At 66.0% G+C, this 26,657-nt stretch carries 23 protein-coding genes; 18 read left to right on the top strand and 5 right to left on the bottom strand.

The annotated features are described in order from the left end of the window. The first annotated feature begins 4 nt into the window (after positions 1–4). The 9 genes from C1877_RS13300 to C1877_RS13260 are packed head-to-tail and all read left to right on the top strand — an operon-like array spanning position 5 to position 11,575. Positions 5–1,510 (top strand): UDP-N-acetylmuramoyl-L-alanyl-D-glutamate--2,6-diaminopimelate ligase, encoded by a 1,506-nt coding sequence (locus C1877_RS13300; RefSeq protein WP_114569399.1) that lies wholly within the window; start codon positions 5–7, stop codon positions 1,508–1,510. Positions 1,511–1,513: 3 nt separating this feature from the next. Further along, positions 1,514–3,010, top strand: coding sequence for a UDP-N-acetylmuramoyl-tripeptide--D-alanyl-D-alanine ligase (locus C1877_RS13295; RefSeq protein ID WP_114569398.1), 1,497 nt, complete (start codon positions 1,514–1,516; stop codon positions 3,008–3,010). Position 3,011: 1 nt separating this feature from the next. Beyond that, positions 3,012–4,058: a phospho-N-acetylmuramoyl-pentapeptide-transferase gene (mraY, locus tag C1877_RS13290; RefSeq protein ID WP_015539772.1), complete on the top strand. Its 1,047-nt coding sequence runs from the start codon at positions 3,012–3,014 to the stop codon at positions 4,056–4,058. 3 nt (positions 4,059–4,061) lie between these two features. Next, positions 4,062–5,585, top strand: coding sequence for a UDP-N-acetylmuramoyl-L-alanine--D-glutamate ligase (gene murD / locus C1877_RS13285; RefSeq protein ID WP_114569397.1), 1,524 nt, complete (start codon positions 4,062–4,064; stop codon positions 5,583–5,585). A 7-nt stretch (positions 5,586–5,592) separates the two neighbouring features. Beyond that, the gene (locus tag C1877_RS13280) at positions 5,593–7,020 is read left to right on the top strand and encodes an FtsW/RodA/SpoVE family cell cycle protein (protein ID WP_220149919.1); all 1,428 of its coding nucleotides are present in this window, start codon (positions 5,593–5,595) and stop codon (positions 7,018–7,020) included. Between the two features lie 2 nt (positions 7,021–7,022). After that, positions 7,023–8,123, top strand: coding sequence for an undecaprenyldiphospho-muramoylpentapeptide beta-N-acetylglucosaminyltransferase (gene murG, locus C1877_RS13275; RefSeq protein ID WP_114569396.1), 1,101 nt, complete (start codon positions 7,023–7,025; stop codon positions 8,121–8,123). A gap of 53 nt (positions 8,124–8,176) precedes the next feature. After that, the gene (murC, locus tag C1877_RS13270; protein ID WP_114569395.1) at positions 8,177–9,637 is read left to right on the top strand and encodes a UDP-N-acetylmuramate--L-alanine ligase; all 1,461 of its coding nucleotides are present in this window, start codon (positions 8,177–8,179) and stop codon (positions 9,635–9,637) included. Between the two features lie 8 nt (positions 9,638–9,645). Next, on the top strand, positions 9,646–10,572 hold the full coding sequence (gene murB, locus C1877_RS13265) for a UDP-N-acetylmuramate dehydrogenase (protein ID WP_114569394.1): 927 nt from the start codon (positions 9,646–9,648) through the stop codon (positions 10,570–10,572). Further along, the gene (locus C1877_RS13260; RefSeq protein ID WP_114569393.1) at positions 10,526–11,575 is read left to right on the top strand and encodes a cell division protein FtsQ/DivIB; all 1,050 of its coding nucleotides are present in this window, start codon (positions 10,526–10,528) and stop codon (positions 11,573–11,575) included. Before murB ends, C1877_RS13260 begins: the two co-directional genes overlap by 47 nt. Before the next feature lie 25 nt (positions 11,576–11,600). Here the strand turns inward: C1877_RS13260 and C1877_RS13255 are convergent, their stop codons facing one another. The 5 genes from C1877_RS13255 to C1877_RS13235 are packed head-to-tail and all read right to left on the bottom strand — an operon-like array spanning position 11,601 to position 17,142. Continuing rightward, positions 11,601–12,878 carry an aminotransferase class V-fold PLP-dependent enzyme gene (locus C1877_RS13255; protein WP_114569392.1) on the bottom strand — a complete coding sequence of 426 codons (1,278 nt, stop codon included), beginning with the start codon at positions 12,876–12,878 and terminating at the stop codon, positions 11,601–11,603. Continuing rightward, a complete protein-coding gene (locus tag C1877_RS13250; RefSeq protein WP_241675431.1) occupies positions 12,875–13,435 on the bottom strand; it encodes a hypothetical protein in 561 nt (186 codons plus the stop codon). The genes C1877_RS13255 and C1877_RS13250 overlap by 4 nt, the downstream gene beginning before the upstream one ends. Then, positions 13,432–15,474 carry an aldehyde ferredoxin oxidoreductase N-terminal domain-containing protein gene (locus C1877_RS13245; protein ID WP_114569391.1) on the bottom strand — a complete coding sequence of 681 codons (2,043 nt, stop codon included), beginning with the start codon at positions 15,472–15,474 and terminating at the stop codon, positions 13,432–13,434. Before C1877_RS13245 ends, C1877_RS13250 begins: the two co-directional genes overlap by 4 nt. 10 nt (positions 15,475–15,484) lie before the next feature. Next, positions 15,485–16,270: a 4Fe-4S dicluster domain-containing protein gene (locus C1877_RS13240; RefSeq protein WP_015539771.1), complete on the bottom strand. Its 786-nt coding sequence runs from the start codon at positions 16,268–16,270 to the stop codon at positions 15,485–15,487. 5 nt (positions 16,271–16,275) lie between these two features. Further along, on the bottom strand, positions 16,276–17,142 hold the full coding sequence (locus tag C1877_RS13235; RefSeq protein WP_114569390.1) for a cytochrome b/b6 domain-containing protein: 867 nt from the start codon (positions 17,140–17,142) through the stop codon (positions 16,276–16,278). A gap of 758 nt (positions 17,143–17,900) precedes the next feature. Between C1877_RS13235 and loaP (C1877_RS13230) the strand changes: the two genes are divergently transcribed. From loaP (C1877_RS13230) to C1877_RS13190, 9 genes are all read left to right on the top strand, one after another. Continuing rightward, positions 17,901–18,419, top strand: coding sequence for an antiterminator LoaP (gene loaP, locus C1877_RS13230; RefSeq protein ID WP_015539770.1), 519 nt, complete (start codon positions 17,901–17,903; stop codon positions 18,417–18,419). Positions 18,420–18,712: 293 nt separating this feature from the next. Then, positions 18,713–19,222, top strand: coding sequence for an antiterminator LoaP (loaP, locus tag C1877_RS13225; RefSeq protein WP_041239421.1), 510 nt, complete (start codon positions 18,713–18,715; stop codon positions 19,220–19,222). A 27-nt stretch (positions 19,223–19,249) separates the two neighbouring features. Next, entirely contained in the window at positions 19,250–19,531 is a 282-nt protein-coding gene (locus C1877_RS13220; protein WP_015539768.1) for a hypothetical protein, read from the top strand. A 2-nt stretch (positions 19,532–19,533) separates the two neighbouring features. Continuing rightward, positions 19,534–20,358, top strand: a complete 825-nt coding sequence (locus tag C1877_RS13215) for a sugar transferase (RefSeq protein ID WP_241675432.1) — start codon at positions 19,534–19,536, stop codon at positions 20,356–20,358. Between the two features lie 173 nt (positions 20,359–20,531). Further along, a complete protein-coding gene (locus C1877_RS13210; protein WP_049784104.1) occupies positions 20,532–21,239 on the top strand; it encodes a sugar transferase in 708 nt (235 codons plus the stop codon). 206 nt (positions 21,240–21,445) lie between these two features. Further along, positions 21,446–22,690, top strand: a complete 1,245-nt coding sequence (locus tag C1877_RS13205) for a glycosyltransferase family 4 protein (RefSeq protein WP_114513252.1) — start codon at positions 21,446–21,448, stop codon at positions 22,688–22,690. Beyond that, on the top strand, positions 22,683–23,900 hold the full coding sequence (locus tag C1877_RS13200) for a nucleotide sugar dehydrogenase (RefSeq protein ID WP_041239419.1): 1,218 nt from the start codon (positions 22,683–22,685) through the stop codon (positions 23,898–23,900). The genes C1877_RS13205 and C1877_RS13200 overlap by 8 nt, the downstream gene beginning before the upstream one ends. A gap of 30 nt (positions 23,901–23,930) precedes the next feature. Next, a complete protein-coding gene (wecB, locus tag C1877_RS13195; RefSeq protein WP_114569389.1) occupies positions 23,931–25,025 on the top strand; it encodes a non-hydrolyzing UDP-N-acetylglucosamine 2-epimerase in 1,095 nt (364 codons plus the stop codon). A gap of 14 nt (positions 25,026–25,039) precedes the next feature. After that, the gene (locus C1877_RS13190; RefSeq protein ID WP_114569388.1) at positions 25,040–26,656 is read left to right on the top strand and encodes a heparinase II/III family protein; all 1,617 of its coding nucleotides are present in this window, start codon (positions 25,040–25,042) and stop codon (positions 26,654–26,656) included. Position 26,657 lies beyond the last annotated feature (1 nt).

Here is a 26,657-nt window from a genome sequence, read left to right as displayed (position 1 = left end):
AGCCATGGGGAAAACCTGCACCGACCTGTTCGCAGGAATTGACTGCACCGTCATCGGCAACGCCGACGAGGAAGTAGGCGGCATCGCCTACCGCAGCGACCGCGTGCAGCCGGGCGACGCGTTCTTCTGCATCGTGGGCTTGACGGCGGACGGCCACTCGTTCGCGCAGGACGCCATCGACCGCGGCGCCAAGGTGCTCGTGGTGGAGCGCAAGGTGTACCTGGCCGACGCCACCGATGTGACCGAGGTGGTGGTGGCCGACACGCGCAAGGCCATGGCGGCCGCGTCGGCCAACTTCTACGACCACCCCTCGAAGGACTTCGCGCTCGTGGGCATCACCGGCACGAACGGCAAGACCACCACCACCTACCTCGTGGAGCACATCGCGCACGTGGCCGGCAAGCGCACGGGCGTCATCGGCACCGTGGGCGTGCGCATAGGCGGGGAGCAGGAGAAGACGGCGCACACCACGCCCGAGTCGCCCGACCTGCAGAAGCTGCTCGCGCGCATGCGCGACGAGCGCTGCGGCGTGGTGGCCATGGAGGTGAGCTCGCACGCGCTCGACCTGGAGCGCACGTGGGGCACGACGTTCGCCGTGACCGCGTTCTCGAACCTCACGCAGGACCACCTCGACTACCATCACACGTTCGAGGCCTACTTCGAGGCCAAGGCGCGCCTGTTCGGCAAGGACTACCCGGCCCGCCGCGTCATCTGCATCGACGACAAGTGGGGCCGCGAGCTTCTGCGCCGCTGCGCCACGAACGAGGACAGCATCGTGACCACGGGCTTCGACGCCGCGGCGCAGATCCATCCCGTGGACGTGCGCTACGCCCCCACGCACACCGAGGTGGAGCTGGACGTGCGTGGTAGCCGCCACCGCTTCCGCTACCCCTTGGTGGGCAAGTTCAACGTAGAGAACGTCATGTGCGCCTTCGGCATCGGGCTGCAGCTGGGCATCCCGGCCGACGTGATAGTGGAGGCGCTGGAAGAGGCACCGCAGATCCCCGGCCGTCTGGAGCGCGTGAGCGCGCCGTGCGACGGAGGCATCGCCGTGTTCGTGGACTACGCGCACACCCCCGACGCGCTGGAGAAGGCGCTTTCGTCCATCATGGCGCTGACGCGCGGGCGCACCGTCTGCGTGTTCGGCTGCGGCGGCGACCGCGACGCGTCGAAGCGCTCCATCATGGGCAAGGCCGCGCTCGCGGCCGACTACGCCGTGGTGACGAGCGACAACCCGCGCCACGAGGACCCGCTGGCCATCATCGACGACATCGTGGGCGGCATGGGCTCGGGCGAGGGGCGCTTCGCCGTGGAGCCCGACCGCCGCGCGGCCATCGCGCTGGCGCTGGAATGGGCCGGGCCCGACGACTCCGTGCTCATCGCGGGCAAGGGCCACGAGGACTACCAGCTGGTGGGCGACGAGGTGCTGTCCTTCGACGACCGCACCGTTGCGGCCGAGGAGATGCACCGGCTGTTCGGCGGCCTGTTGGACGAGAAGGACGCTGAGTAGCCTATGCGCCTGAACGCGAAGCAGATCGCGGCCTACACGGGCGGGACGTTCGCCGTGGAGCCGCTCGACCCGCGGGCGCTGCTCACGGGCATTACCTGGGATTCCCGCGACGTGCGCCCGGGCGATTTGTACGTGGCGCTTCCGGGCGAGCGCGCGGACGGGCACGACTTCGTGGCCGCGGCGCTCTCCGCGGGCGCGCTGGGCGCGCTGGTCATGCAGCCGGTGGCCGAGGACGTGCGGGCGCTCGCGCGCGAGCTGGGCGCGGCCGTCATCGACGTGCCCGACACGACGGGCGCCGTGACCGACCTTGCGCGCGAGTGGCGCGCCCACCTGCAGGGGCGCGTGGTCGCGCTCACGGGCTCGACGGGCAAGACCACCACGAAGAACCTCGTGCGCGACGTGCTGGCGGCCGCGCATAGCGTGGTGGCCACGGTGGGCAACCAGAACAACGAGCTGGGCGTTCCCAAGACGCTGCTCTCGGCCGAACCGGAGACGGAGGCCGTGGTGGTGGAGATGGGCATGCGCGGCGCCGGCCAGATAGCCGAGCTGTGCTCGTTCGTGCGCCCCGACTGGGGCCTGGTGGTGAACGTGGGCGAGAGCCATATAGAGCTCTTGGGCAGCCGCGAGAACATTGCGCGCGCCAAGGCTGAGCTTTTGCGCGAGCTGCCGGAGGGCGCGGGGCTCGCGTTCGTGAACGCGGCCGACGACTTCGCGGGCTTCGTGCGCGCCGAGGCGCGGCTGGACGCCCGGTGCGTGCCGTGCGTGCTGTTCGACGGGTCGCCGGACGCCGCCGCCCGCCGCGTGGCCGCCGACGCGGCGGACATGGTGCGCCCGGCCGTGTGGGCCGAGCAGGTGGAGCTGGACGAGCAGGGCCGCCCGCGCTTCGTGCTGCACGCCGTCGGCTTCGGCGGCTCGGACGCCGCCGCCCCGCACGGCGAGCAGGCTTCCTGCTCGCTCAACCTGCGCGGGCTGCACAACGTGGGCAACGCCTGCGCCGCCGCGGCCGTGGGCCGTGCGTTCGGCATGCCGCTCGCCGCCGTGGCCGAGGCCCTCGCGCATGCCGAGCCCGAGGCGGGGCGCCAGGAGGTGCTCGCCGCGCGCGGCGGGTTCACCGTGGTGAACGACGCGTACAACGCGAACCCCGACTCCATGCGCGCCTCGCTCACCACGTTCTGCGCGCTGGAGGTGCCGGGCCGCCGCGTGGCGGTGCTCGGCGACATGGGCGAGCTCGGCGACTTCGCGCGCGCCTGCCATGTGGGCATCGGCGAGCTGGCGGGAACGCTGCCGCTCGACCGCCTCGTATGCGTGGGCGAGCTGGCGGCGCACATCGCCGACGCCGCCGAGGCGGCGGGCATGGATGCGGCGCGCATCGTGCGCGCGGCAACGGTCTCCGACGTGCTCGGAGAGATGGATACGTACCTCGAGCCGGGCGACGCCGTGCTGGTGAAGGCGTCCCACTTCATGGGGCTCGAGCGCGTGGTCGAAGGACTGGTCAACTGATATGTTTGCGATATTCTCCCACTACCCGACGTTCCTCGTGTTCTTGGCCATCGTGGCCGCCATCGTGGTCACGATGGTGCTCATGCCCGTATGGATCAAGTTCCTGAAGTCGAGCCATATCGGCCAGCAGGTGCGCGCCGACGGGCCCGAGAGCCATCTGGTGAAGCAGGGCACGCCCACCATGGGCGGCGTCATCATGCTCGTGGCCGTGATAGCCACGGCGCTCGTCATCGGCATGCCCACGCCCGAGACGTTCCTGCTTTTGGGCGCCACCGTGCTGACGGGCCTTCTGGGCCTCGTGGACGATGCCTCGAAGGTGGTCAAGGAGCGTTCGCTCGGCCTCACGCCGAAGGCGAAGCTCGTGGGCCAGTTCGCCATCGCCACCGTGTTCACGCTCGTGGCGGTGAACTGGCTGGGGGTGGCCCCCACGGTGGAGATACCCTTCGTGTACACGTTCGACCTGGGGCTGCTCACCACGGTGGTGCCCGTGGGCGACGGCATTGCCATCCCGTGGCTCTACCTGATATTCGCGAACATCCTGCTGGTGGGCATGTGCAACGCCGTGAACCTCACCGACGGCCTGGACGGCTTGGCGGCTGGCACCGTGATGATCGTGATGATAGTCATGGCCGCCATCGCGTACCGCTCCGACCTGCTGGAGCCCGCCATCTTCGCGGCGGCGCTCGCGGGCGCGTGCATCGGCTTTCTGTGGTTCAACTCGTTCCCGGCCGACATCTTCATGGGCGACACCGGCTCGCTCGCGCTCGGCATGGCGCTGGGCTGCTTGGCCGTGCTCACGAAGACTGAGTTCGTGTCCATCATCATCGGCGGCCTGTTCGTGGCCGAGGCCCTGTCCGTCATGATCCAGGTGTTCTACTACAAGAAGACGAGGAAGCGCATCTTCCTCATGGCGCCGCTGCACCATCATTTCGAGAAGAAGGGGTGGAGCGAGACGAAGGTGGTCGTGCGCTTCTGGATCGTGTCGGGCGTGCTGGCGGCCTGCGGCTTCTCGCTGTACTTCGCCCAGACGCTCATGGCGGTGGCGTAGCGGATGGCGCGCGGGGACCTGATACCGGGAAGGAAGCACGCGCCGCAGCACCTCGGGCGCGTGCTCGTTTTGGGGCTGGGGAAGAGCGGCCGGGCGGCCGTGGAGTACCTGCTGCCGCTTCTGGGCGGGCGCGTGGACGCGCTCGCGGTGGCGGCCGGCGCGCGCACGGAGGCCTCCGAGGCGTTCGCGGCCGAGGCGGCGGCGCGCGGGGCGCTCGTGGCGTTCGGCGACGAGGCCGTGACGGAGCTGGCCGCGCAGGCGGGCGGGTCGTTCGACCTCGGCGTAGCGAGCCCCGGCATCCCGCAGTTCTCGGCGTTCTACGAGGCGGCTGCGGATGCGTCGGCCGAGCTGGTGAGCGAGGTGGAGTTCGCCTGGCGCGAGAGCGCCGCCGACAGCCGCTGGGTGGCCGTGACGGGCACGAACGGCAAGACGACGGTCTGCGCGCTCGCCGCGCACGTGCTGGCGGGCGCCGGCCTGGCCGCCGCGGCCGTGGGCAACATCGGCGACCCGTGCATCTGCGCGGTGGGCGCGGGCGCCACGGACGTGTACGTGGCCGAGGTGTCGTCCTACCAGCTGGCGTCCACGGTGCGCTTCGCGCCGAACGTGGCCGTGCTGCTGAACATCACGCCCGACCACCTGCACTGGCATCGCAGCTTCGAGGCGTACCGCGACGCGAAGCTCAAGCTGCTGGCGAACCTGCCCGGGGTGCCGGGGGCCGTGGCCGTGCTCGACGCGACGAACGACGTCGTGCGCGCCGAGGTGCGCCGCCTGCGCGCGCTGGGCGAGCACGGGCGCGGCTTCGCGTACGTGCCGATGGGCACGGCCGAGGGCCTGGGCGGCGACATGCGCGCACGGTGCGGCAGCGACAACGCCGCGTTCCTCGATGCCGACGGCACGCTGCGCGTGGCGCTGGGCGGGGAGGAGCACCGGGCGGGGCGTGCCGGCGACTTGCAGGTCAAGGGCGCGCACAACGCCTCGAACGCGCTGGCCGTGGCAGCCGCCGCGCTCGCGCTCGGCGTGGACGCCGCCGACGTGGCGGCGCACCTGCGCTCGTTCAAGCCGCTCGAGCACCGCATAGAGCCCTGCGGCACCGTAGCCGGCGCAAGCTGCTACAACGACTCCAAGGCCACGAACGTCGACGCGACGCTCACGGCGCTGGCCGCGTTCCCCGAGGCGCGCCCCATCGTGCTGCTCGGCGGCGACGACAAGGGCACCGACCTGGCCCCCCTCGTGGAGGCCGCCCGCGCCCACGCCCGCGCGGCCGTGTGCTTCGGCGCCGCCCGCGAGCGCTTCGCGGCTGCGTTCGGGGTCGACGGGTCTGCGGGCGAAGACGGCGGCGACTTCGCCGTGCTCCAAGCCTCCTGCTTGGAAGACGCCCTCGACGCGGCGCTGGCCATCGCGGGTGCGGGCGACGTCGTGCTGCTGTCGCCGGCCTGCGCGTCGTTCGACGAGTTCGGCTCGTACGAGGAGCGCGGCCGTGCGTTCAAGGCGCTCGTGGCCGAACGCTCCGCGCGCGTGGAAGCGTAAAGGGCCCATGGCCGCCGCACGCGTCGACAAGCAGGGGATACCTGCGCATATCATGGGCCCCCGGCTCGTGCTCATGCTGTCCGTGCTGGCGCTCACGCTGCTCGGCTTCGTCATGATCTACTCCACGTCGTCGGTCATCGCGTTGGCGTCCGCGTCGGCCGATGCGGTGGCGACGGTCGACCCCATGGCCGACACGCTCAGCCAGATCAAGTTCGCCGTTGCGGGCATCGTGATCGCGCTGGTGGTGTGGAAGTTCGTCCCCTATTCCATTTGGCGCGGCAACCTGGTGTGGGCCGTGTGGCTGCTCGCGTTCGTGCTGCTGGTGGCCACCATGTTCTCGGGGGCGGGCGAGGACGAGTGGGGCGCCCAGCGCTGGCTCGTGCTGGGGCCGGCCAGCCTGCAGCCCTCCGAGTTCGCGAAGATCGCGCTCGTGCTCGTGGCCGCGCGGCTCTTCGACGACTTCCGCGAGGGGGCGCTTTCCGTGCCTCAGTTCTTCGTGATGGTGTTCTTGCTGGTGCTGGCGCCGGTGCTCGTCATCTTAGGCCCCCAGTCCGACCTGGGCACGGCCATGATCTGCGTCGTGGGCATCCTTGCGGTCATGTGGCTGGGCGAGGTTCCCGCGCGGACCATGCTCATCGTGGTAGGCGTGGTGGTGGCGCTGGGCCTGGTGGGCATCTTGGGCACGGAGTACCGCCGCGAGCGCCTGATGGTGTTCTTGAATCCGTGGAACGACGGCGAGGGGGGCTACGGCAACGGCTACCAGCTCATCCATTCGCTCTACGCGCTTGCCGGCGGAGGGCTCTTCGGCGTGGGGCTGGGCAACTCGCACGAGAAGTACCTGTACCTCACGCAGTCCGACACCGACTTCATCTTCGCCATCATCGGCGAGGAGCTTGGGCTGGTGGGCGCGCTTGCGGTGATCGCGCTGTTCCTGCTCGTGCTGTGGGCGGGCATGCGCATCGCGCGCACGGCTCCCGACAACTTCGGCACCATGGTGGCGGGCGGCTGCACCATCATGATCGTGTTCCAGGCGTTCCTCAACATTGCCATGGTCATGGGCTGGTTCCCCGTCGTGGGCAAGCCGCTGCCGTTCATCTCGTCGGGAGGCTCGTCGCTCATCGCCACGTTTATCATGGTGGCGCTCATCCTGTCCGTGTCGCAGGGGGCGGTGGACGACTCGCTCGCACCTGCGCGGCGGCGTGCCGACCTGCGCGTCGTGCGCGCCGAGCCGGACGAGCCGCGCTCCGGCGGCAGCCGCGGAGGCGCTGGCACGGGCGGTTCCGGGCGCGCGGGCAGGCGCGGCGGTTCGGCCTCGTCGGCGCCGTCCGGCGGCATCGGATGGGACGCGGTGAGCTCGCGCTCGAGGCGGGGCGACAACGCGGACGCGGGGCGGTCGGGCTCATCCGGCTCGTCAGCGCGCCGAGGCAGGAGGTAAGCATGTTGGTCGTACTTTCCGGCGGCGGGACCGCCGGCCATATCAACCCGGCGCTCGCGCTGGCCGACGAGCTTCGGGCCCGCGGCTGCGACGTGCGCTTCGCCGGCACGCCGCAGGGCGTGGAGGCGCGGCTCGTGGCCGAGGCGGGCATCCCGTTCACGCCGTTCGAGGCAGCCGGGTTCAACCGCAACCATCCGCTCACGCTGCCGAAGGCCGTGGCGAAGATACAGCGGAGCACCGGGCGCGCGAAGGCGTGGCTCGCCGAGCTCGGCGCCGACGTCGTGGTGGGCTTCGGCGGCTACGTGTGCATCCCGGTGGGGCGCGCGGCCGAGAAGCTGGGCGTGCCCGTGGTGGTGCACGAGCAGAACTCGGTCATGGGCATGGCGAACAAGTACCTGGCGAAGCGGGCCGCCGCCGTGTGCCTGACCTACGAGCATGCGGCCGGCGCCCTCGACGAGGGCGTGCGCTCGCGCGTCACCGTCACGGGCAACCCCGTGCGCAAGAGCGTGTTCGACGCCACGCGCGAGGACGGGCGCGCGCGCTTCGGCGTGCCCGAGGACGCGCGCCTTCTGCTGGTGACGGGCGGGAGCCTGGGCGCCCGCCACCTCAACCAGGCCGTCTGCGCGCTGAAGGACGAGTTGCTGGCCGCCGGCGACGTGCACGTCATCCACGTGACGGGCCCGAAGGAGCTCGATGCCGTCGCCGGGCAGCTGGCGCTCACGCCCGCCGAGGAGAAGCGGTGGCACCTGTTCGGCTATACGGACCGTATGGGCGAGGCCATGGCCGCCGCCGACGCCATCGTGTCGCGCGCGGGCGCCACGTCGCTCGCGGAGATCTCGGCGCGGGCCATCCCGGCGCTGCTCGTTCCGTTCCCGTTCGCCACGGAGGACCACCAGACCACGAACGCCCGCGCCTACGTGGAGGCGGGCTGCGCGTACATGCTGGCGGACGCCGATGTGGAGGGGCCGGAGTTCGCGCGGCTCGTGCGCTCGCTTCTAGACGACGCGGGCGTGCGGGAGCGCATGGCCGCGGCGGCGCGCGCGCAGAAGACGGCCGATGCGGCCGCCAAATTGGCAGATGTTGTGATGGGGGCCGCGCGGTAGCGAACGTTGGCTACCATGGAAGCGCACCCGAGGGAAGGGCAGTTAAGGATATCATGGACACACAGCGCATAGAATCGGTCCACTTCATCGGCGTGGGCGGGGTGGGCATGAGCGGCATCGCACGCGTCGCCTTCGACCAGGGCCTGCGCGTGAGCGGGTCGGACCTCAAGGAGAGCCGCTACACCAAGCAGCTGAAGGCCGCCGGCATCGACGTGCGCATCGGCCACGACCCGGCCAACCTGCCGGGCGGCCCCGGGCGCGACGACGCCGCGCCCGACGTGGTGGTGGTGTCCACGGCCATCCTGGACAACAACCCCGAGCTCATCGCCGCCAAGGAGCGGGGGCTCGCCATCTGGCACCGCGCGCAGATGCTCGCGCACCTGGGCCGCGACCTGGAGACGCTTGCCGTGGCGGGCACGCACGGCAAGACCACGACGTCGTCCATGCTGGCCAGCGTGCTGGACGCCATGGGCGAGGACCCCACGTTCCTCATCGGCGGCATCGTGCGCTCCTACGGCACGAACGCGCACTCCGGCCAGGGCCGGCACTACGTGGTGGAGGCCGACGAGAGCGACAAGTCGTTCACGTACCTCTCGCCGCGCGCGGTGCTCGTGACGAACATCGAGGCCGACCACCTGGACCACTACCGCGACCTCGACGAGATCTACGAGAAGTTCGCCGCGTTCATCGGCTCGGTGCCCGCGGACGGCGGCGTGGTGGTGGCCTGCGGCGACGACGAGGAGCTTGCGGCGCTCGCGCGCGCCGCGGGCCGCACGCTGGTCACCTACGGCTTCGGCGAGGGCTGCGACGCGCGCATCGTGTCGTACGAGCCGCAGGGCGTGGGCAGCGACTTCGTGCTGGCGCTTCCCGACGGCCGCCAGCTCGCCGCCCATGTCAAGCAGAACCCGGGCCGCCACAACGTGCTGAACGCCGCCGGCGTCATCGTGCTCGCGGACGCGCTCGGCATGGATGCCGAGGCCGCGGCCCGCGCCATGGCCGGTTTCGCCGGGGTGCGCCGCCGCTTCGACCTCGTGGGCGAGGCCGCCGGCATCACCGTGGTGGACGACTATGCGCACCATCCCACCGAGATCGCCGCCACCATCGGCGCGGCGTCGCAGCTGGGCTTCCGCCATGTGCACGTGCTGTTCCAGCCGCACCGCTACTCGCGCGTGCCGCTGTTCACCGAGGTGCTGAAGGACGAGTTCGGCCGCGCGTTCGACGCGGCCGACACCGTCACGTTCATGGACGTGTACCCGGCGGGCGAGGCGCCCGTTCCCGGCGTGAGCGGCAAGACGTTCCTGAACGTGGTGCTGGACCACGCGGGGCATCCCGAGGCGGCCTACGTGCCGCGCCGTGTGGAGGTCGTGCCGTACCTGGCGGCGAAGGCCATGGAGGGCGACCTGGTCATCACCATGGGCGCGGGCGACGTGACGGCCATCGGGCCGCAGCTCGTGGACGCGCTCGCGGCCGGCGCCGCCGGGGCGGCCGACGCTCCCGGCGCTGCCGGGAGGTGAGGCGGGCCGTGTCCGCACGCCATACCACCGAGCTCGAGGCGCTGCTCGTGGACGACCGCTTCGACGGCGACGTTTATCCCGCGGAGCCCATGGCACGCCATACCATGTACCGCATCGGCGGCCCTGCGCGCTTCTACGTGCAGACGGCCTCCGTGGGCGCGCTCGTGCGGCTCGTCGAGGTGTGCGAGCGCACGGGCGTGCCCTGGGTCGTGGTGGGGCGCGGGAGCAACCTGCTGGTGGCCGACGAGGGCTTTCCCGGCGTGGTGGTCACGCTCGGGCGCGACTTCCGCACGTGCCGCTTCGACGAGGAGGCGGGCCGGTTCTGCGTGGGAGCGGGCGTGCCGCTGTCGTCGGTGGTGCAGGAGGCGTTCCGCCGCTCGCTTGCAGGACTGGAGTTCGCCGTGGGCACGCCGGGCACCGTGGGCGGCGCGCTGCGCATGAACGCCGGCTCGCGCGACGAGTGGATCGGCGCGCGCGTGGCGTCCGTGACCACGCTCTCGCCCGGGCGGGGCCTCGTGCGTCGCTCCGGCGACGAGATCGGGTGGGACTACCGCACGAGCTCGTTCGCGCCGGACGAGGTTATCGTGGAATGCGAACTTTCCGTAGAGCCGGCCGATCCGTTCTTCATCCGCGGTAAGATGGAGGCGTCGCTGGCGCGGCGGAAGAAGACGCAGCCCCTCACGGACCCCTCGTGCGGCAGCGTGTTCCGCAACCCGCCGGGGGAGTCGGCCGGTTCGCTCGTGGAGCGCGCCGGGCTCAAGGGCATGCGGATAGGCGGCGCCCAGGTGTCGGAGCTGCATGCGAACTTCATCGTGAACACGGGCGACGCCACGGCGCGCGACGTGAAGGACCTCATCGAACTCGTACAGGCGAAGGTAAGCGAAACGTATGGCATCGAATTACAACCGGAAGTCCGCTTCCTCGGGTTCGCGTAAGGCCCGCGGCTCGGCGCCTGCGCCACGCTCGGCCGGCCGCAGCGCGGGCCGCAGCGGGGCGGGCCGGGGACAGGCGGCGCGCGGGTCTTCGCGGTCGTCGCAGGCCTCCTACCGCGCCATGCCCGGCGGGCGCTATCCCGCCGCCGGCTCCGGCGGGCGCCCGCAGCAGCGCCTGACCTCGGTGCGCGTGGGCGACCTCGACCGCGCCGAGCGGGCCAGCCGCGCGCAAAGCACGTACCGCCGCCATGTCGTGCGCCTCGCCGTGGTCGCCTCGCTCGTGGCCGCGCTCGTCATCGGCGCCGTCGTCGCGTACAACTCCAACCTGTTCGCCGTGGAGAACGTCACCGTGAGCGGCGTGGAGCACCTCACCACCGAGGACATGACGGCCATGGCGAACGTGCCCGCGAACACCACGCTTCTGCGGGTGGACGCCGCCGGCATCCGCGAGCGCCTGCTCAAGAACGCCTGGGTGGCCGACGCCGAGGTGAAGCGCGTGTTCCCGAACACGCTGGAGCTGGCCGTGACCGAGCGCACCATCGCAGCCGTGGTGGCCGTGCCCACCGAGGACGCCAAGTCGGTGAAGCGGTGGGCTATCGCGTCGGACCATATGTGGCTCATGCCCATCCCCGACCAGGACTCCGAGGCGGGCAAGAGGACCAGCCCCAAGGTCTACGAGGACGCCGCGGCCGTGCTGTCCATCACCGACGTGCCCTACGGCACGAAGGCCGAGATCGGCACGTACTGCTCCGACGACAACGTGAGCAACGCGCTCGACATCGTGTCGGGCATGACCACCGAGCTCGCGGGCCGCGTGACGAAGGTGTCGGCCACCGATGCCGAGGGCACCACGCTCACGTTGGACGACAACGTGGAGATAGCCTTCGGCAAGGCCGAGAACATCCGCGACAAGGAGCGCGTCGTGCTGAAGATCATGGAGGAGAACCCCACGGTCGTCTATATCAACGTGCGCGTGGTGGACCGCCCCACATGGAGGGCGCTGTAGGCGGAGGCCCCTCCGCCTACAGCTGCTACAGCATCGCCGACGTCATGAGGTTCGCCGCATCCTGGCGTGCCGCCTCCACGGCCCCGAGGGAGCGGTCGACGTCGCGCTCGGAGGTGTAGACGCCGGTGCTGGCGCGGCAGACGGCCTCCGCGCCCAGGTGGCGCACCAGGGGCTGGGCGCAGTGGGCGCCTGCGCGCACCGCCACGTTGCGCCGGTCCAGGGCGCGCGCTGCCAGGTCGGCGCCCACGCCGCGCACGTTGAACGCCACGATGCCGCAGCGCTCCTCCGCCCCGTCGGGGCCGGGTCCGTAGAGGCGCGCCGAAGGCATGGCCGCCAGGCCGGCGGCCATGCGGCGGGCGAGCGCCTCGCCGTGGGCATGCACGGCCTCCATGCCCAGGGCCTCCAGGAAGCGCGCCGCAGCGGCCATCCCGACGGCGCCCGCGGCGTTCGGCGTGCCCGCCTCGAGCACGGCGGGGAACCCCTTGAACGTGAAGCCCTGTTCGAACACGGCCTCCACCATGCCGCCTCCGCGCAGGAGCGGCCCGAGCGCGGAGGCGGCGCCGCGCCGGGCGTACAGCGCCCCCGTGCCCATCGGGCCGTACATCTTGTGGCCCGAGAACGCCGCGAAGTCCGCGCCGAGCGCGTGCAGGTCGACGGGCAGGTGGGCCACGCTCTGGGCGCAGTCGAGCACGACGAGCGCGCCTGCATCGTGCGCGGCGCGCACGATGCGCTCCACCGGCTGCACGCAGCCGAGCACGTTCGACACGTGCGACACGGCCACGATGCGCGTGCGCGAACCCACGGCGCGGTCGATCTCGCCGTCGGGGACGCGCCCTTGCCGGTCGGGCACGAGGTAGCGCACCTTCGCGCCCGCGAGCTTGGCTACGGTGAGCCAGGGCACGAGGTTGCTGTGGTGTTCCAGCAACGACACGGCCACCTCGTCGCCCGGGCGAAGCAGCCCCGCCAGACCGTAGGCCAGCTGGTTGAGGGCGCACGTTGTCCCGCTCGTGAACGCAACCTCGTCGGCGTCGGCGCCTACGAAGCGGGCCACGTCGCGCCGCGCCGCCTCGAGGGCCTCCGTGGCCGCGCCGCCCAGGCGGTGGGCGCCGCGATGGGGGTTCGCGTTGTTCGTGCGGTAGAAGGCGTCGACGGCCTCCAGCACGCAGGCGGGCTTCTGCGTCGTGGCGGCGCTGTCCAGGTACACGAGGCCGCCTTCCCCGGCGGCCTCGTGCGCGAGCAGGGGGAAGCCCTCCGGCGCGGCGAGCGCGCCGGAGGGCGACGGATGCGCGCCTCCCTGCGTCATAACGGGGCCGAGCCTTCGCCAGGGGCCGCCCCGGCATCCTCGCCGCCGCCTGCGCTGCCTCCGGCGCGCTCCGCAGCCCCGTACTGCACCATGTGCAGCGCGAGCAGCCGCTGGACGCCCTCTAGCCGGTCATGGTACGGGTCCTCCGCCGGGCAGTTCGCGGCCAGCGCGTCGGCCAGCGCCTCGTCGCCCACCGTCCCGCGCACCCAGGCGATGAACGCGTCCACGTCGATGAGCTTGATGATCTGGTCCGACGCCTTGCCGATGTTCGCCTGGTCGCGGTCGAGCAGGAACACGGCGGCGCTCTTCAGGCTGTAAAGGTACAGGTCCGATCCGCCCTTCGAGGGTACCATGCGCCCCGCAACGAAATGCTCTCCCCAGGAAAGCTCCCTTAGCGCGCGTTCGGCCTGCGTGCCGTCGGGCATCGGGAAGCGCCGGCACGCTTCGGCCAGGCCGGGCATCTCCTCGAGCAGCGCGCCGTCGTCCACGGGCGGGAAGAGGGCGGCGGCCGCCCCCTCTTCCCCGACGGTGTGCTCGGCAGCGTCCGCCCCGCTCACGATCCCAGCTTCCCGGCGGCCTCGAGCGCGTCGGCGGCGAAGCCCAGGCCCAGCGTCTCCAGCCCCGCGCGCGTCGGGCGCCCGGTGGACTCCTCGAAGCCCTCGTGCACGTAGAACCGCGACTTGAAGTCCTCGAACTTTCCGCGGTCGAGCGTGCGGCCCTGGCACAGCGAATAGCTCCACTTCCCGTCCTCGTGCACCACCAGCGGGAAGGGCTTCGTGGTCTTCACGTCGTACACGTAGTTCGTGAACACCTCCTGGTCGCGGTGGCGCCCCTCGAGCGCCCAGATGGCGCGGTCGAGCACCCAGAACTTATGACCCAGCTCGATGCTCTCCTCGTAGGAGAGGTCGCGGCCGGTGACGGCCTGGAAGAACTTCACCTCGTACTCGGGCGTGGCGCCGTAGGTCGAGCCCGTCTCGGCGGTGTGCTTGCGGCTGACGAAGTTCGGCCACACCCAGTCGCACATGCCGAGCGACTGCAGCCAGAAGCGCCCGTAGGCCCGGTTCCAGTGGATCTCGCGCACGCGCGCGTCGGTGTAGATGCCCTCCTCGCTCCAGTCGAAGCACAGCGGATCGCCCAGGCCCGACTGGTCGGCCAGCTGCTCGGCCATGTCCTCGGCCGAGATGGGCGGCTCGGCGCCGGTGAGCACCGCCATGATGGAGGTGTTGTACACCGCGTTGTGCACGCCGTGCTCGTTGATGTCGCGCTCGCTGAAGATGCTGCCGTAGCTCCACTCCACCTCGGCGCGCGGCTCGTTGTGCTCGCAGTAGCCCCAGTTCGGGCGTGCGAGCAGGCCCGTGGACGTGTCCTCGTCCCAGCGTCCCCACTTCTGGGCCGCGCGCGCGATGCCCTCGGCCAGGTCGTCGCCTATCTCGCGGCGGTAGGCGATGCGCATGAGCAGTTCCTCTATGAATGCGTACGTGCCGTACTGCTCGAAGGGCAGGTCGGTGTCGATGTCCTTGCCCTTGCCCATGACGCCCATCTTGTACAGGTTGTGCAGGTACACGGGCATGTCGATCTCGTAGCCGTTGAGCCCCAGCTTCGACAGCAGGCTGTAGGCGGCCAGCTGCTCGTCGATCTTGCCCGAGGCGGTGAAGTAGAGGCCGGCCGAGCAGGTGAGCTCGTTGCCCACGCCGCCGGGGTAGAGGTTGCGGCAGTTCTTGAAGCAGCCGCGGCACCCCTCGGCGCGCGACACCGTGGGGCTCGTGTCCAGCACGGTGGCCGCGGCGCCCGGGCTGCCCGGCGCGCCCGGCACCTTGCCGGCGTCGATGTCGTAGCCGAACTTCTCCTGCACCTCCAGGCGCAGGCGCACGAGCGCGGCGGGGTCGGCGATGGGGATGCTCTTCGAGCCGATGAAGCTCATGGCCTTGAGGTTCTTCGCGCCGAACACCGCGCCGAAGCCGCTCTGGCCCGTCACGTGGCCGGCGTCGTGCACGATGCACGACACGCGCGCCAGGTTCTCGCCGGCCGGCCCGATGCAGATGACGGAGGGCCGCTGCGTGGTGCGCCCGCCGTCGCGAGCCTTCGTGAGCTCGTACCACGAGCCCGGCGGCGTGCCGTGCGTGACCTCGTCCCAGATGCGCTCCTGGCACTCGAAGGCGTCGAGGCCCCAGAGGTCGGCGGCGTCGTTGAACTCCACCCGGTCGTTCACCACGTTGATCCACACGGGCGCGTCGGCCTTGCCGCGCACGACGCAGGCGTCGTAGCCCGCCTCCTTCATCATGCCGGCCAGACGGCCGCCCATGCTGGAGCGGTTATACCATTCGGGCAGCGAGAACGGGCTGATGCCCGTGAACTCGCAGCGCGCCGACGCGGCCGGGACCACGGCGCCGGAGAACGGCGTGGTGGCGAACACGAGCACGTTCTTCGGGTCGACGGCTTCCACGGTCTTGTCCTCGCAAAAGTCCCAGAACAGCTTCGAGGCCATGCCGTGGCCGCCCACCCATTCGATGTAGGGGTCGGTGTCGATGGTCTCGGACGTCCGGTCGTCCAGGTTCACGATGAGTATCTTGCCGGCGTAGCCGTAACGTTCGGTCATGGTGCTCCTCCTACTTCTCGTTCGATCCGGCTGCCGCCTGGGCCGCCGTGCCTCCGGCGCCGTACCCGAGCTGGGCCGGCGGGATGCGCGCCTCGTCGTCGCTCGGCAGGCCTATCTCCAGGTAATGGTCGTTGCGCAGGTTGGCCGTGTAGCCCTCGTCGGTCTGCACCGGCAGCTCGTTCGTGAAGCTGATGGCCTTCATGGGGCAGATCTCCACACACAGCTGCTTGCCGCCGACGCCTCCCGCCTCGTCCCAGAACGGCGTGTTCTTGCACAGGTCGCACTTCTGCGCGTGCTTGTCCTCGAAGTTCCACTGCACGCGCGACGGCGTGAAGGGGCACGCCTCCACGCAGCGCTCGCAGCCGATGCACTTGCCCTCGTCCACCAGGCGCACGCCCGTGGCCGGGTCGGCGTGCATGGCCCCCACGGGGCAGGCCTCCACGCAGGAGGGGTAGGGGCACTGGCGACACTGGTTCTGCTGCACGTCGTTCGTGGGGAAGCTGCCCAGCGCGTTCTTCATCACCTGTATGCGCGAAAGGGAGGTGTTGATGCGCCCCAGGTGCGCGAGCGAGCATGAGATGACGCAGGTCTCGCAGCCGGCGCACTTCTTGGCGTCGACCAGCAGGTAGCCTTGGCTCGCCTCGATGGCGTACACGTCGTCCGGCAGGAGCAGCGCCGTTATGCCGCTGCCCAGCACCACGCCCACGCCCAGCCCGCCGATGCCGGCGAGGAACTGGCGCCGCGAAAGGCCGCTCTTCCCCTGCGCGCTTGCAGCGCGCTCGTTCGTATCTGCCATCTCTCTCATCTCCTTTGCGAACCGGGCGCACCCGCTGCGGGCGCCGCGGTCATCGTCGTATCGGGGGCCGCCGCGGGCGCGGTTCCCTCGCGGGCACCCTCGCCCGCAGTGCGCCCGTCATGCTCGCGGTGCTCGCGTTGCAGGCGTTCCAGCCATCCCCGATGCTCCTTCTCGGCCTCGGAGAGCGGCATCCAGCCCGTGAACATGGAGGGGAACGTCTTCCACGAGAACGGCGCGATGACGGCGAAGAACACATGAGCCGCCAGGAACACCAGCATGAGGGCGGCGGCGATGTCGTGTATCCAGAACATGACGTCCATGAGCCCGTCGGGCAGCGCGAGGAACACGTGAGCCGCCGCCTTGAACAGGCCGCTCACCACCAGCAGCACGGCCGTGACCACGGCCATGACGTAGGCGGCCTTCTCGCTTTCGAAGTACTTGTCCTCGGGCGGCATCGTGAACTTCTTTATGCCTATGAGCAGGCTGTAGTGGCGGACGGTGTAAGATACGACGTTCTTCGTGGGCAGGTGCTCGCGCAGCCGCCACTGCGACACGATCGTGTTGCCCAGGTAGTAGAACGTCCCGAACAGGAACACGACCGCGGCCACGAAGTGCACGTTCTGCCAAACGATGGCCGCCGGGCCGTCGTCGACGAACGCGGGGGTGAACCGCAGGCCCAGGATGATGCCCGAGACGAGGCAGACGGTCGTGCCTGCGGCGTGGGCCCAATGGGAGATGCGCGCGGGGGCGTCGTGGCGAAATACCCGGTCGCCGGCTAAGAAGGGGTCCGTCCTCTTGGTGAACGCGGAGAGGAGCAGACCGAGGAACGGCGCCAGGGCGACGAGCCAGGGCGCTTGGTCGAACCAAGGCATGGGGCTTCCTTTCGACGTGCTTCGCCCGGCCCCGGGAGGGGGCTTGGCGAAAATCGATGCGGGGGTGGGGTCTGAACGCGCCTAAGGAGGCGCACGGCGCGATTAGACCTTGTAGGAGGTGAGCACGAGCGGAGCCATGGGGACCTCTTCCTGTCGCGGGTTTTCCGTTGCTCGCGAGCTGGCACTTCGTGATGCCATGCCTTTAAGATACCGTTGGCGCCCTGTTGACCGGAAGAGTCGACGGCGGGTGGCTCTGCGTCGATACGCGAGCGGAAGGGCCGTGAAGCCAGCGGCGTCCCCGTGCCGGCGAGCGGAAGGCGGCCCCGCAACCTTTTCCGTGCTCTTACTGCTCCCGCCTGTGGTCACCGTGCGAAATGAATGCGAAAGCAGCAGGGGGGAGGGGTGTTTTCTAATTGCTAGATCGTTTATGCTCTGTTACCATCTTGATGCAGAACACGAATGATCCTGTGTGCTTCGGCGCTTCGACGTTTACCAGATAGGTTCGAGACATTAGCGTGGCGACTCCCGCAAAAGATTCGCTCGACGGACGCACCTCCGCGCTCGCGGATCGCCCTGTCTCCGTGATCGCGGCTTTCCCTGCCGCTGAGGCCGATCGCCAGAAAATGCCCCACGGGGGGCGCTCTGAGAAAGGGTGCCGCGAGCGGCGCATCGAACCTTGCCGGCTAAGCCGGCGCTCCTTCGAATCACCTTCAATTTCATCGACTGAGGCCGCGGGCGAGGCTGCCCGCGGCCTTCGCATGCCCGCATCCACGGGCTGGCACGTGCTGCAGGTGGCGCCCGGCCAGGAGCGGTCGATGGCCGAGCGGGTCTCTAGCCTCGCCGGCCCGGACCTCTTGCGCGAGTGCTTCCCCTTGAGCTACCAGCTGCTCAAGAAGCAGAAGGGAACGTGGCGCCTCGTGACCGAGGTCATGTTCCCCGGCTACGTGTTCCTGTCCACCGGCGACATCGACGCCGTGCGCGAGCGCCTGAAGCTGTCCACCTCCTTCGCGCGCCTTCTGGGCGCGGGCGACGCCATCTTCTCCCTCACGTCCGAGGAGGCGGCCTTCGTCTCCGAGTTCGGGGGCGCGGATCACGTGGTTGGCATGTCCCAGGGCGTGATAGAGGACGGGCGCACCGTGGTGCGCAGCGGCCCCTTGCGGGGGAGGGAGGGCCTCGTCCGCAAGATCGACCGCCACAAGCGGGTGGCGTACCTGGACGTAGGGCTGCTCGACCAGGCGCGGGTGCGGGTGGGGCTCGAGATCACCAGGAAGACGTGATGAGGGGGACTTGACCTGCAGCAACGCAGTTTGTTGCGAGGAGGCCGATCTTGGCGCGCCGCGCGTGCCGCACCGGCCTCCCCGCAGGAAACTGCAAGCGCCTCGCAAGGGGCGCGAACCTTTCCGACATACCTTGATGCGCGAAAACGATGCCACGTGTGCGTTTCGGCCAGCCTCTTGGGAATGAATAGCCGTCGCGAAGCTTGAAGCGGCATGCCCCGCGCCCGAGAGGGCCAAGGGGCGAAGCCGTGGCCTCGCGCAGTCGACCCGAGATGGCGCGAGGAGGTGTGCGTATGTGGTATGTGGTCCAAACGATGGCCGGGCGGGAGTTCGCCGTCCAGCGCCAGATCGAGCAGTTCGCGAGCGATGACGTGCTCGACGAATGCTTCGTCCCCCAGTACGAGGTGCAGAAGCACCTGCGCGGCGAGTGGCGCACCTGCACCGCCGTGCTGTTCCCCGGCTACCTGATCGTGGTGAGCGACCGCATAGCCGAGCTGCAGGCGCAGCTGAAGCAGATCCCCCAGTTCGCGAGCGTCTTGAACAACGACGGCACGTTCATTCCCCTGGAACCGCACGAGGTGGCTTGGATCGACGCCTTCACCGAGAAGGAGCACCGCGTGATCGGCATGTCGGAAGGCGTGATAGAAGGCGACCAGATAGTCGTCCTGAAGGGCCCGCTGGTGAACCGCACCGGCTGGATCAGGAAGATCAACCGCCGCAAACGCACCGCGTATTTGGAGATAGAGATGTTCGGCAGGACGATCCAGACCAAGATCGGCCTGGGAATAGTACGGAAGCGATAAGGACAGGGATGGCCCGGTAGGGCGAACATGGAAGACGTGCTTGACAACGAAATAGAGATGGATGAGGTGCTGGAGATGGGGTCGGGTGCTATCGGGTACGATGAGGCGATCGAGAGCCCCGTCCCACGAGGTGCCCTTAAGGTGCTGCTGCCCGGCGACGACGTCATGGGGCTCGAGGAGCACAAGGTGGGTGGCGGGCCGGACTACCGCTGCCACCGTGCTGTGTCTTCCTCCCGGCGAACGGATGGTGTTCGCTATCCGGCTTTCGGCGCCATGGACTACTTGGGCCGTCGACAGGCGGTGACGTAGGCATGAGCGAAGCGCAAACTGCCGCGAGCATGGATGGCGGAGGGGCTATTAAGCTTTCCGAAGCTGACTTGGACAAAGAAGAAACGCAGGAGGCTGCCGTCGAAGGCGAATGGAGCTATCACCGCGGTTACGCCTTTGACGTGGGAGCCGAGGAAACTGCTAGCCCTAGCAGCGCTGCACGCGCCAAGAGGATCCGCGCGGAGATCGGCGACGAGCCACTGACGGGCATCGAGAGCCGACCGGTCTACTGTGCTATCAAGCGCGCCTTCGACATCGTTTTCAGCGCCGCCGTGCTGATCTGCTTCTGCTGGCTGTTTGCCATTATTGCCATCGTTATCAAGATCGATGATCCGAAGGGCCCGGTGCTGTTCAAACAGGAACGTGTAGGGAAGGACGGCAAGACCTTCACCATGCACAAGTTCCGCACTATGTGCGTGGATGCGGAGGATAAACTGCCGGAGTTGCAAGCCCTCAATGAAAAGGATGGCCCAGTCTTCAAGATTGCCCGGGATCCCCGCAACACTCGCGTGGGACGTGTTCTGAGAAAGGCCTCACTTGACGAAGCCATCCAATTTTTCGATGTTTTAACTGGGAAAATCCCTTTGCGCATATTAAAAACGCGCCCGGAGTTCTCTGAGGAATCCATGGGTGCGTTCGCGCTTCCCGCCAAATCTAGCACGAACAAAGAACAGGCATTTTCGCAGGTCGCGAGCTGTTTTGCAAGCGGCCTGCGGATGCGCCGCATCTCTAAATTCAATTGTAACCGCATCCGTGGTATGGAAGCCCAATTTCTTGCAAAACCCGTTTTCGGGGCGGTGTGCGCATAGTGGCCAGGAAGGTTTTGGCCCTAGCTTTCAGGAACGCTATCGCCTCTCCCGGGGCTAATCCGGGTCGTGCTGTAGCGTGTGCTTCTGGACTAGATGAGGATAGGCTTATCGATATCAGAAATGATGAGGGCGCAGGGAGCTCATGCGAATGCAACTCCGCAATTGGATGTTACATGTCTACCAAGAACTCGAATTGCGTGGAGTGTTGCACACCAAATGGGGCGTATAAGGCTCCTGCGCCTGATTCAAGTGTGGCTGCTCCCAAAAAAGGTGGCGTTGGCTATCTCGTAGCAAAGAGAGTTTTTGACATTGCGTTTAGCGCGGGGGTGTGTTTGGTGCTAGCTGTTCCCGTAGCTGTTGCATGTGCTGCGATCTGTGTCGATACGCCGGGTAAGCCATTTTTTAGGCAGGAGCGTATTGGGCAGGGAGGTAAGAAGATTTACATCTTCAAGCTGCGGACGATGGTCTCTGACGCCCATGACCATCCTGAGAGGTATATGTCTTCAGCTCAGCTTGAGACTTGGAGGCGCGAGCAGAAGCTTGACGATGATCCGCGTATCACCCGTGTGGGGCGAATCCTGCGACGCACGTCGCTCGATGAGCTGCCTCAGTTCCTGAACGTACTATCTGGGGATTTGTCAGTGATAGGGCCCCGTCCCGTGACGTTGCAAGAAACATACGAATACGGTGACGCTCGCGAAGAAGTCTTGTCCTGTAAGCCGGGCATCACGGGTTGGTGGGCAGTGACTGATCGAAATAACTCGACTTGGCAGAGCGGTCAGAGGCAAGCCCGCGAGTTGTTTTATGCGCGTCATCAGTCGCTTGGGTTGGACGCCCGTGTGTTCGTGAAGACCTTCAAGGCGATGAGGAGGGGCAAGTAATGCAACCTTCCGCTTGCGTTCGTTTGATCGAAAGGAGCTCTTTGAAGCTGCGGCGTAATCACTCCCAATGGGTGTGTGGGCTCGATTTGTTCGGCATAAGAAGCATTTTGTCGTGAGCGATTTCAGATGAAGCGCACAAACCGTAGGCGTCGTGTTGTCGGCGCAAAGAAACTAACCATGTTAGCATCGAATTAGATGAGACTGAAATGCGTATCCTGTATTTTTCGCAGTTTTATAAACCTGAGAATATCGCTGCATCATTCAGGGCGACCGAGCATTCGCGTATCTGGGTGCGTGAGAGCCATGATGTAACCGTGTTCACCGGATGGCCGAATTATCCCGTTGGTCGCTTGTTCGACGGCTATGAGATGAAACCTCTAGTTGAAGAATTGATTGATGGTGTTAGAGTCTTTCGTTCCGCGTCAAAGATTCAGCCAAACACAAGCTTTGCGAAGCGAATAGAGAGCGGTGTCAGTTTCATCGCTAATGGCCTGAAAAACCTGGGTAAGAAATCGCCTGTTGGTAGTAATTATGATGTAGTGCTCGTCACATGCGGGACCGTCTTCGCTGCGTGGCTCGGCGTTCACTATGCAAAGAAGTGCCGCCTGCCCCTTGTGGTTGAGTTTCGCGATCTTACTTACAAGCAGATGCTGGCGACAGGCAGCAGGGGCGCAAAGGTAGCTGCGATGAAATCACTGGAGTTATCTTTCTGCAAAGCTGCAGATTGCGTCGTTGCGCTTACCGATGGGTTTAAGAAAGACCTTGAGGCGGCTGGTGTTCCGGGCGACAGTATCGTTATTGTTCCCAATGGAGCCGATGTTGTTGCATGTAAACACATGTGGGATGGCCCTTTGCGTTTCGGTTACTTTGGGACTATGGGATTATCTCAGGACGTGCCTGCGACGGTGGAGTACGTGAAGCGAATCGTTAACCTTGGGCTTGCATCAAGCTATGAGCTTATAGGCGAGGGTGCTGCTCGCGACGAGCTAGAGCAGTTGGTTGCTACTGGAGACTACGGTTTTCTCAAACTTGAGCATGGTGTTCCAATGGCCGAGCTTGAACCGCGCTACGCAGGGGTTCACATGACCGTTGTCTCGCTCCAAAAGAGCGCTGAATTCTCGGGAACCATTCCATCGAAGATATTCCAGTCGTTTGCCCGAGGTGTGCCTGTTCTGTTCGTAGGCCCGGAAGGTGATGCATCTGAGCTCGTTCGTAGGAGCGGTGCTGGTATTGCTTTGTGTGGAAGCGAGGAGGAAGACATCAGCGAACTCGAGGCTTTTGCCTCGAGGGCTGATCGTGCGCGCAATCTCGCCAGAATGAGCGAAGCGGCGGTTGATTTCATGAATCGGGAGTACTCAAGAAAGCTTATGGCGGATAAGATGATCGCTGTTTTATCCGATGCCGTATATAAGACCAAACAAACAAATGAAAGGATTAAAATCAATGGTTAACGTTATCGGTCTCGGTTATATCGGACTGCCCACCGCGCTCATGATGGCCACGCACGGCGTGGAGGTCGTGGGAACCGACTACAACGAAGAACTCGTGGCAACCCTGAACGCCGGCCACACTACCTTCAAGGAGGAGGGGCTTGACGAGCTGTTCGTCGACGCGTTGAAATCTGGCATCAAATTCACGACCGAGTATCAGGTGTGCGATACCTACATCGTGAGCGTACCGACGCCCTACGATAAGCTGGACAAGAAGATTGACCCCTGCTATGTGATTGCCGCCTGCAAGACGGTGCTCGAGGTCGCCCCGAAGGGCGCCGTGCTCGTAATCGAGTCGACTATTTCGCCCAACACGGTGGATCGCTTTGTGCGCCCGCTGCTCATCGAGGCCGAGCGTGAGGATGTTAAGCTCGTGCACGCCCCGGAGCGCATCATCCCAGGAAACATGGTTTACGAGCTGCTGCACAACAACCGTACGATTGGTGCGGACGACCCCGAGGTGGGCGAGGAGGTTGCTAAGATTTACGCAACCTTCTGTCAGGGCGAAATCAGTGTGACCGACATCCGTACCGCCGAGATGACCAAAGTCGTCGAGAACACCTTCCGCGCAATTAACATCGCATTCTCCAACGAGCTCGCTAAGATCTGCCGTATCGGCGGCATGGACGTGGCGGAGGTCATCCGCATCTCCAACAAGCACCCGCGCGTGAACATCCTGCAGCCCGGCCCCGGCGTTGGCGGTCACTGCATTCCCGTCGACCCGTGGTTCCTGGTGGGCGACTATCCCGAAACGGCAAACTTCATCCGCCTTGCGCTTCAGACCAACGCGGGCATGCCTGAGTATGTGCTGCATCGTGCCCACGAGGTTATGGCCGAGCGTGGGATCAAGGATGCCTCCAAGGTGGGCATCTACGGTCTGACCTACAAGGAGGACGTTGACGACGTGCGCGAGAGCCCCACGCTGCAGATGCTCGAGTCCATGGAAGAGCACCTGTGCGGCGGTGGCGTGAAGGTGTACGACCCGTGGGTCGAGCGCGACGAGGTTCCGGGCCAGGTGCACTCCATGGAGGAGTTCCTGGATGGCCTGGAGATGGTTATCGTAATGGTGGGTCATTCCCAGATCAAGGGCAAGCCCGAGGCCTTCGGCGGTCGTATCTTGATCGATCCGCGCAACGTGTGCGGTGACGGCGAGAACGTCTATAAGCTGTAAGTCATTAAAGAGATGCAGGGAGAAGCAGGTTTGAAGAAAGTGATGCTTGTCTTCGGGACGCGCCCGGAGGCCATCAAGATGTGTCCGCTCGTGAACGAGCTCAAGAGCCGCCCCGACGAGTTTCAGACGGTTGTGACCGTGACAGGTCAGCACCGCGAGATGCTCGATCAAGTTCTGCGCGTCTTCGGCGTAACGCCCGACCATGACTTGGCAATCATGAAGCCGGGCCAGACGCTATTCGACGTCACGTGCGACGTACTGCTGAAGCTGAAGGCCGTTCTCGAGGAGGAAGGGCCTGACGTGGTGCTCGTGCACGGCGACACGACCACAAGCTTTGCTGCAGCGCTCGCCTGCTTCTATCTGCAGATTCCCGTGGGGCATGTGGAGGCGGGGCTTCGCACCCACGACATATACAGTCCCTGGCCCGAGGAGTTCAATCGTCAGGCCGTGGATATTGTCAGTGAGTATTACTTCGCACCTACGGAGGCGAGTAGGCAGAATCTGCTCGACGAGGGCAAGCGTGCCGAGAAGATATGGGTGACCGGCAACACCGGCATCGACGCCCTGCGCACCACGGTGCGCGAGGATTATACCCACCCAGAGTTGGAGTGGGCCAGCGACAGTCGCCTGATTTTGATCACGGCACACCGCCGCGAGAACCTTGGCGAGCCCATGCACTGCATGTTCCGCGCGATCAGGCGCGTGATGGAGGAGCACCCCGACACCAAGGCGATCTATCCTATTCACATGAACCCACTCGTACGCAAGGCGGCTCACGAGGAGCTGGACGGCTTCGATCGTCTCCATATCATCAATCCTCTGGAGGTACTTGACTTCCATAACTTCCTGGCTGCGAGTCATCTCATTCTTACCGATTCGGGCGGCATACAGGAGGAAGCTCCTAGCTTGGGCAAGCCGGTGTTGGTGATGCGCGACACCACCGAGCGACCTGAGGGGGTTGCCGCGGGCACGTTGAAGCTTGTGGGCACTGAGGAGGACGTTATCTATTTTGAGTTTTCCCGTCTGCTGTCCGACGAAGAGGAGTATGCGGCAATGAGCCGGGCTTCGAACCCGTATGGGGATGGGCATGCGAGCGAGCGAATTGCGAGCGTGCTCGGTAAATAGGGGAGATTAAAGAATTGTCAAAGCTGCGGCTTTATATAGACACCGCGCTGCACCTCAAGCCTAGTCAGATTGCCTATAGAATCTGGCGAAAGCTTGGGGGCAGCATGCGTTTGCATGTTGGTTACAGGCCTTGCCCCGATGCGAACAAGGCGGATATTCGCCGCGTTCCCGCATTATCGGAGATTGACTTCGATCCAGTTTTTCTAGCGCGTTTTGATGTGAATGCTCTTCTTGATGACAGGGTGGAACTCCTAAATCATGAGGAGCGCATGGATTGGCGCGAATCGTGGCACGCAGAGCTCTCGACCCCGCTCTGGCATTTTAACCTGCATTACCACGAATACTTGCTTCCTCTTGCGAAGGCTTTCCTTGATGAGGGTGATAAGCGATACCTTGATAAAGCCAAAGCTATCGTGGACAGCTGGATAGATGCCTGCCCGCGGGAGCGCGGAGGCGTCGCCTGGGATCCATACGTCATATCGATGCGCATCGTTAGCTGGCTTGCTTTTAGAGCTGAGCTTGATGACGCATTGAGGACGGATGATGCCTTTTGCGAGCGAATTAACGCATCGCTGGCCGAGCAGTACGTACATCTTTCTCAGCACCTGGAGAAGGACCTCCTGGCCAATCACTATCTAGAGAACTTGAAGGCCCTTGCTATCCTTGCGTGTTATTTTGGCGACCGCAAGACGCTCGAGCTTGCTTTGCCTATGCTAAAGACGCAGGTAAACGAGCAGGTGCTCGATGACGGAATGCACTTCGAGCTGAGCCCGATGTATCAGAAGATTGTGCTTGAGGATCTGATGCGCGCTGCAATTGTCTTGCGCGACTCGGGCTTTGGTGAGCATGCTGAAGCTTTTAAACTTCAGCAGATGTGCGACTGCCTTTACTCCATGGAGCGCGGGATTGATAGGACTCCACTGTTCAACGATTGCGGCGACAACGTGGCAAAGAGTCGCGACGCGCTGTTGCTTTGCGCTCGCGAGCGTTTCGGCGTTGTACCGGAATTTCATGGTGTGCTAAAGAATTCAGGCTACTGCATTCTCGAACGGCAGACCAAGGCGGGCTTCGTCAAGGTGATTTTCGATGCCGGCAAGCCGGGCCCGGCCTATGCCATGGGGCACGTTCATTGCGACGCATTGAGTTTCGAGTGCTTTGTGGATGGAGAGCCGTGGATTGTGAACTGCGGCACCTTTGCCTATCAGGATGCGAAAAGGCTTGAGTTCAAGAAGACGCATTCGCACAGTACCGTGATGGTGAATGGTGAGGAACAGCACGAGTGCTGGGCGCCATTCCGGGTTGCCAGGTACAGTACGGGCGCTGTTGAGGATTCGGCGGCAACGATAGTACGCGGTGCTCTTCTTCAATGTGGCGGGAAGTGCAAAGTGGTTCGAGAGATTGTGCTTGAGGCGGATGGGCTACGTGTTGTCGACCACCTTGTAGGCGACGGGTGCATTGAGAGTGCCTTTGTCTTTGCTCGTGACGTTCCCGAAGCCGATGGGCAAATAGACGAGGTCGCATATGCGCCAGAATTTGGCGTGTACCGCGACTCCTGTCGGATCATTAGCCAACCCGCCAATTCCCACGAGGTTTATTTTACGTATCCCCGCTACAAAAAGGCAGTTGTATAAT

The sequence above is a fragment of the Gordonibacter pamelaeae genome (genome assembly GCF_003340385.1).
GTDB classification, from domain to species: Bacteria; Actinomycetota; Coriobacteriia; order Coriobacteriales; family Eggerthellaceae; genus Gordonibacter; species Gordonibacter pamelaeae.
The sequence above is the reverse complement of the archived record's forward strand: the minus strand, read 5'-3'. Positions and strand labels throughout refer to the sequence as shown.

What these genes read in the sequence shown, in the direction of transcription:
- C1877_RS13300 (WP_114569399.1), top strand. Translation starts at nt 5, where the DNA reads ATGGGGAAAACCTGCACCGACCTGTTCGCAGGAATTGACTGCACCGTC.
- C1877_RS13295 (WP_114569398.1), top strand. Translation starts at nt 1,514, where the DNA reads ATGCGCCTGAACGCGAAGCAGATCGCGGCCTACACGGGCGGGACGTTC.
- mraY (WP_015539772.1), top strand. Translation starts at nt 3,012, where the DNA reads ATGTTTGCGATATTCTCCCACTACCCGACGTTCCTCGTGTTCTTGGCC.
- murD (WP_114569397.1), top strand. Translation starts at nt 4,062, where the DNA reads ATGGCGCGCGGGGACCTGATACCGGGAAGGAAGCACGCGCCGCAGCAC.
- C1877_RS13280 (WP_220149919.1), top strand. Translation starts at nt 5,593, where the DNA reads ATGGCCGCCGCACGCGTCGACAAGCAGGGGATACCTGCGCATATCATG.
- murG (WP_114569396.1), top strand. Translation starts at nt 7,023, where the DNA reads ATGTTGGTCGTACTTTCCGGCGGCGGGACCGCCGGCCATATCAACCCG.
- murC (WP_114569395.1), top strand. Translation starts at nt 8,177, where the DNA reads ATGGACACACAGCGCATAGAATCGGTCCACTTCATCGGCGTGGGCGGG.
- C1877_RS13260 (WP_114569393.1), top strand. Translation starts at nt 10,526, where the DNA reads ATGGCATCGAATTACAACCGGAAGTCCGCTTCCTCGGGTTCGCGTAAG.
- C1877_RS13255 (WP_114569392.1), bottom strand. Translation starts at nt 12,878, where the DNA reads ATGACGCAGGGAGGCGCGCATCCGTCGCCCTCCGGCGCGCTCGCCGCG.
- C1877_RS13245 (WP_114569391.1), bottom strand. Translation starts at nt 15,474, where the DNA reads ATGACCGAACGTTACGGCTACGCCGGCAAGATACTCATCGTGAACCTG.
- C1877_RS13240 (WP_015539771.1), bottom strand. Translation starts at nt 16,270, where the DNA reads ATGGCAGATACGAACGAGCGCGCTGCAAGCGCGCAGGGGAAGAGCGGC.
- C1877_RS13235 (WP_114569390.1), bottom strand. Translation starts at nt 17,142, where the DNA reads ATGCCTTGGTTCGACCAAGCGCCCTGGCTCGTCGCCCTGGCGCCGTTC.
- loaP (WP_015539770.1), top strand. Translation starts at nt 17,901, where the DNA reads ATGCCCGCATCCACGGGCTGGCACGTGCTGCAGGTGGCGCCCGGCCAG.
- loaP (WP_041239421.1), top strand. Translation starts at nt 18,713, where the DNA reads ATGTGGTATGTGGTCCAAACGATGGCCGGGCGGGAGTTCGCCGTCCAG.
- C1877_RS13220 (WP_015539768.1), top strand. Translation starts at nt 19,250, where the DNA reads ATGGAAGACGTGCTTGACAACGAAATAGAGATGGATGAGGTGCTGGAG.
- C1877_RS13215 (WP_241675432.1), top strand. Translation starts at nt 19,534, where the DNA reads ATGAGCGAAGCGCAAACTGCCGCGAGCATGGATGGCGGAGGGGCTATT.
- C1877_RS13210 (WP_049784104.1), top strand. Translation starts at nt 20,532, where the DNA reads ATGTCTACCAAGAACTCGAATTGCGTGGAGTGTTGCACACCAAATGGG.
- C1877_RS13205 (WP_114513252.1), top strand. Translation starts at nt 21,446, where the DNA reads ATGCGTATCCTGTATTTTTCGCAGTTTTATAAACCTGAGAATATCGCT.
- C1877_RS13200 (WP_041239419.1), top strand. Translation starts at nt 22,683, where the DNA reads ATGGTTAACGTTATCGGTCTCGGTTATATCGGACTGCCCACCGCGCTC.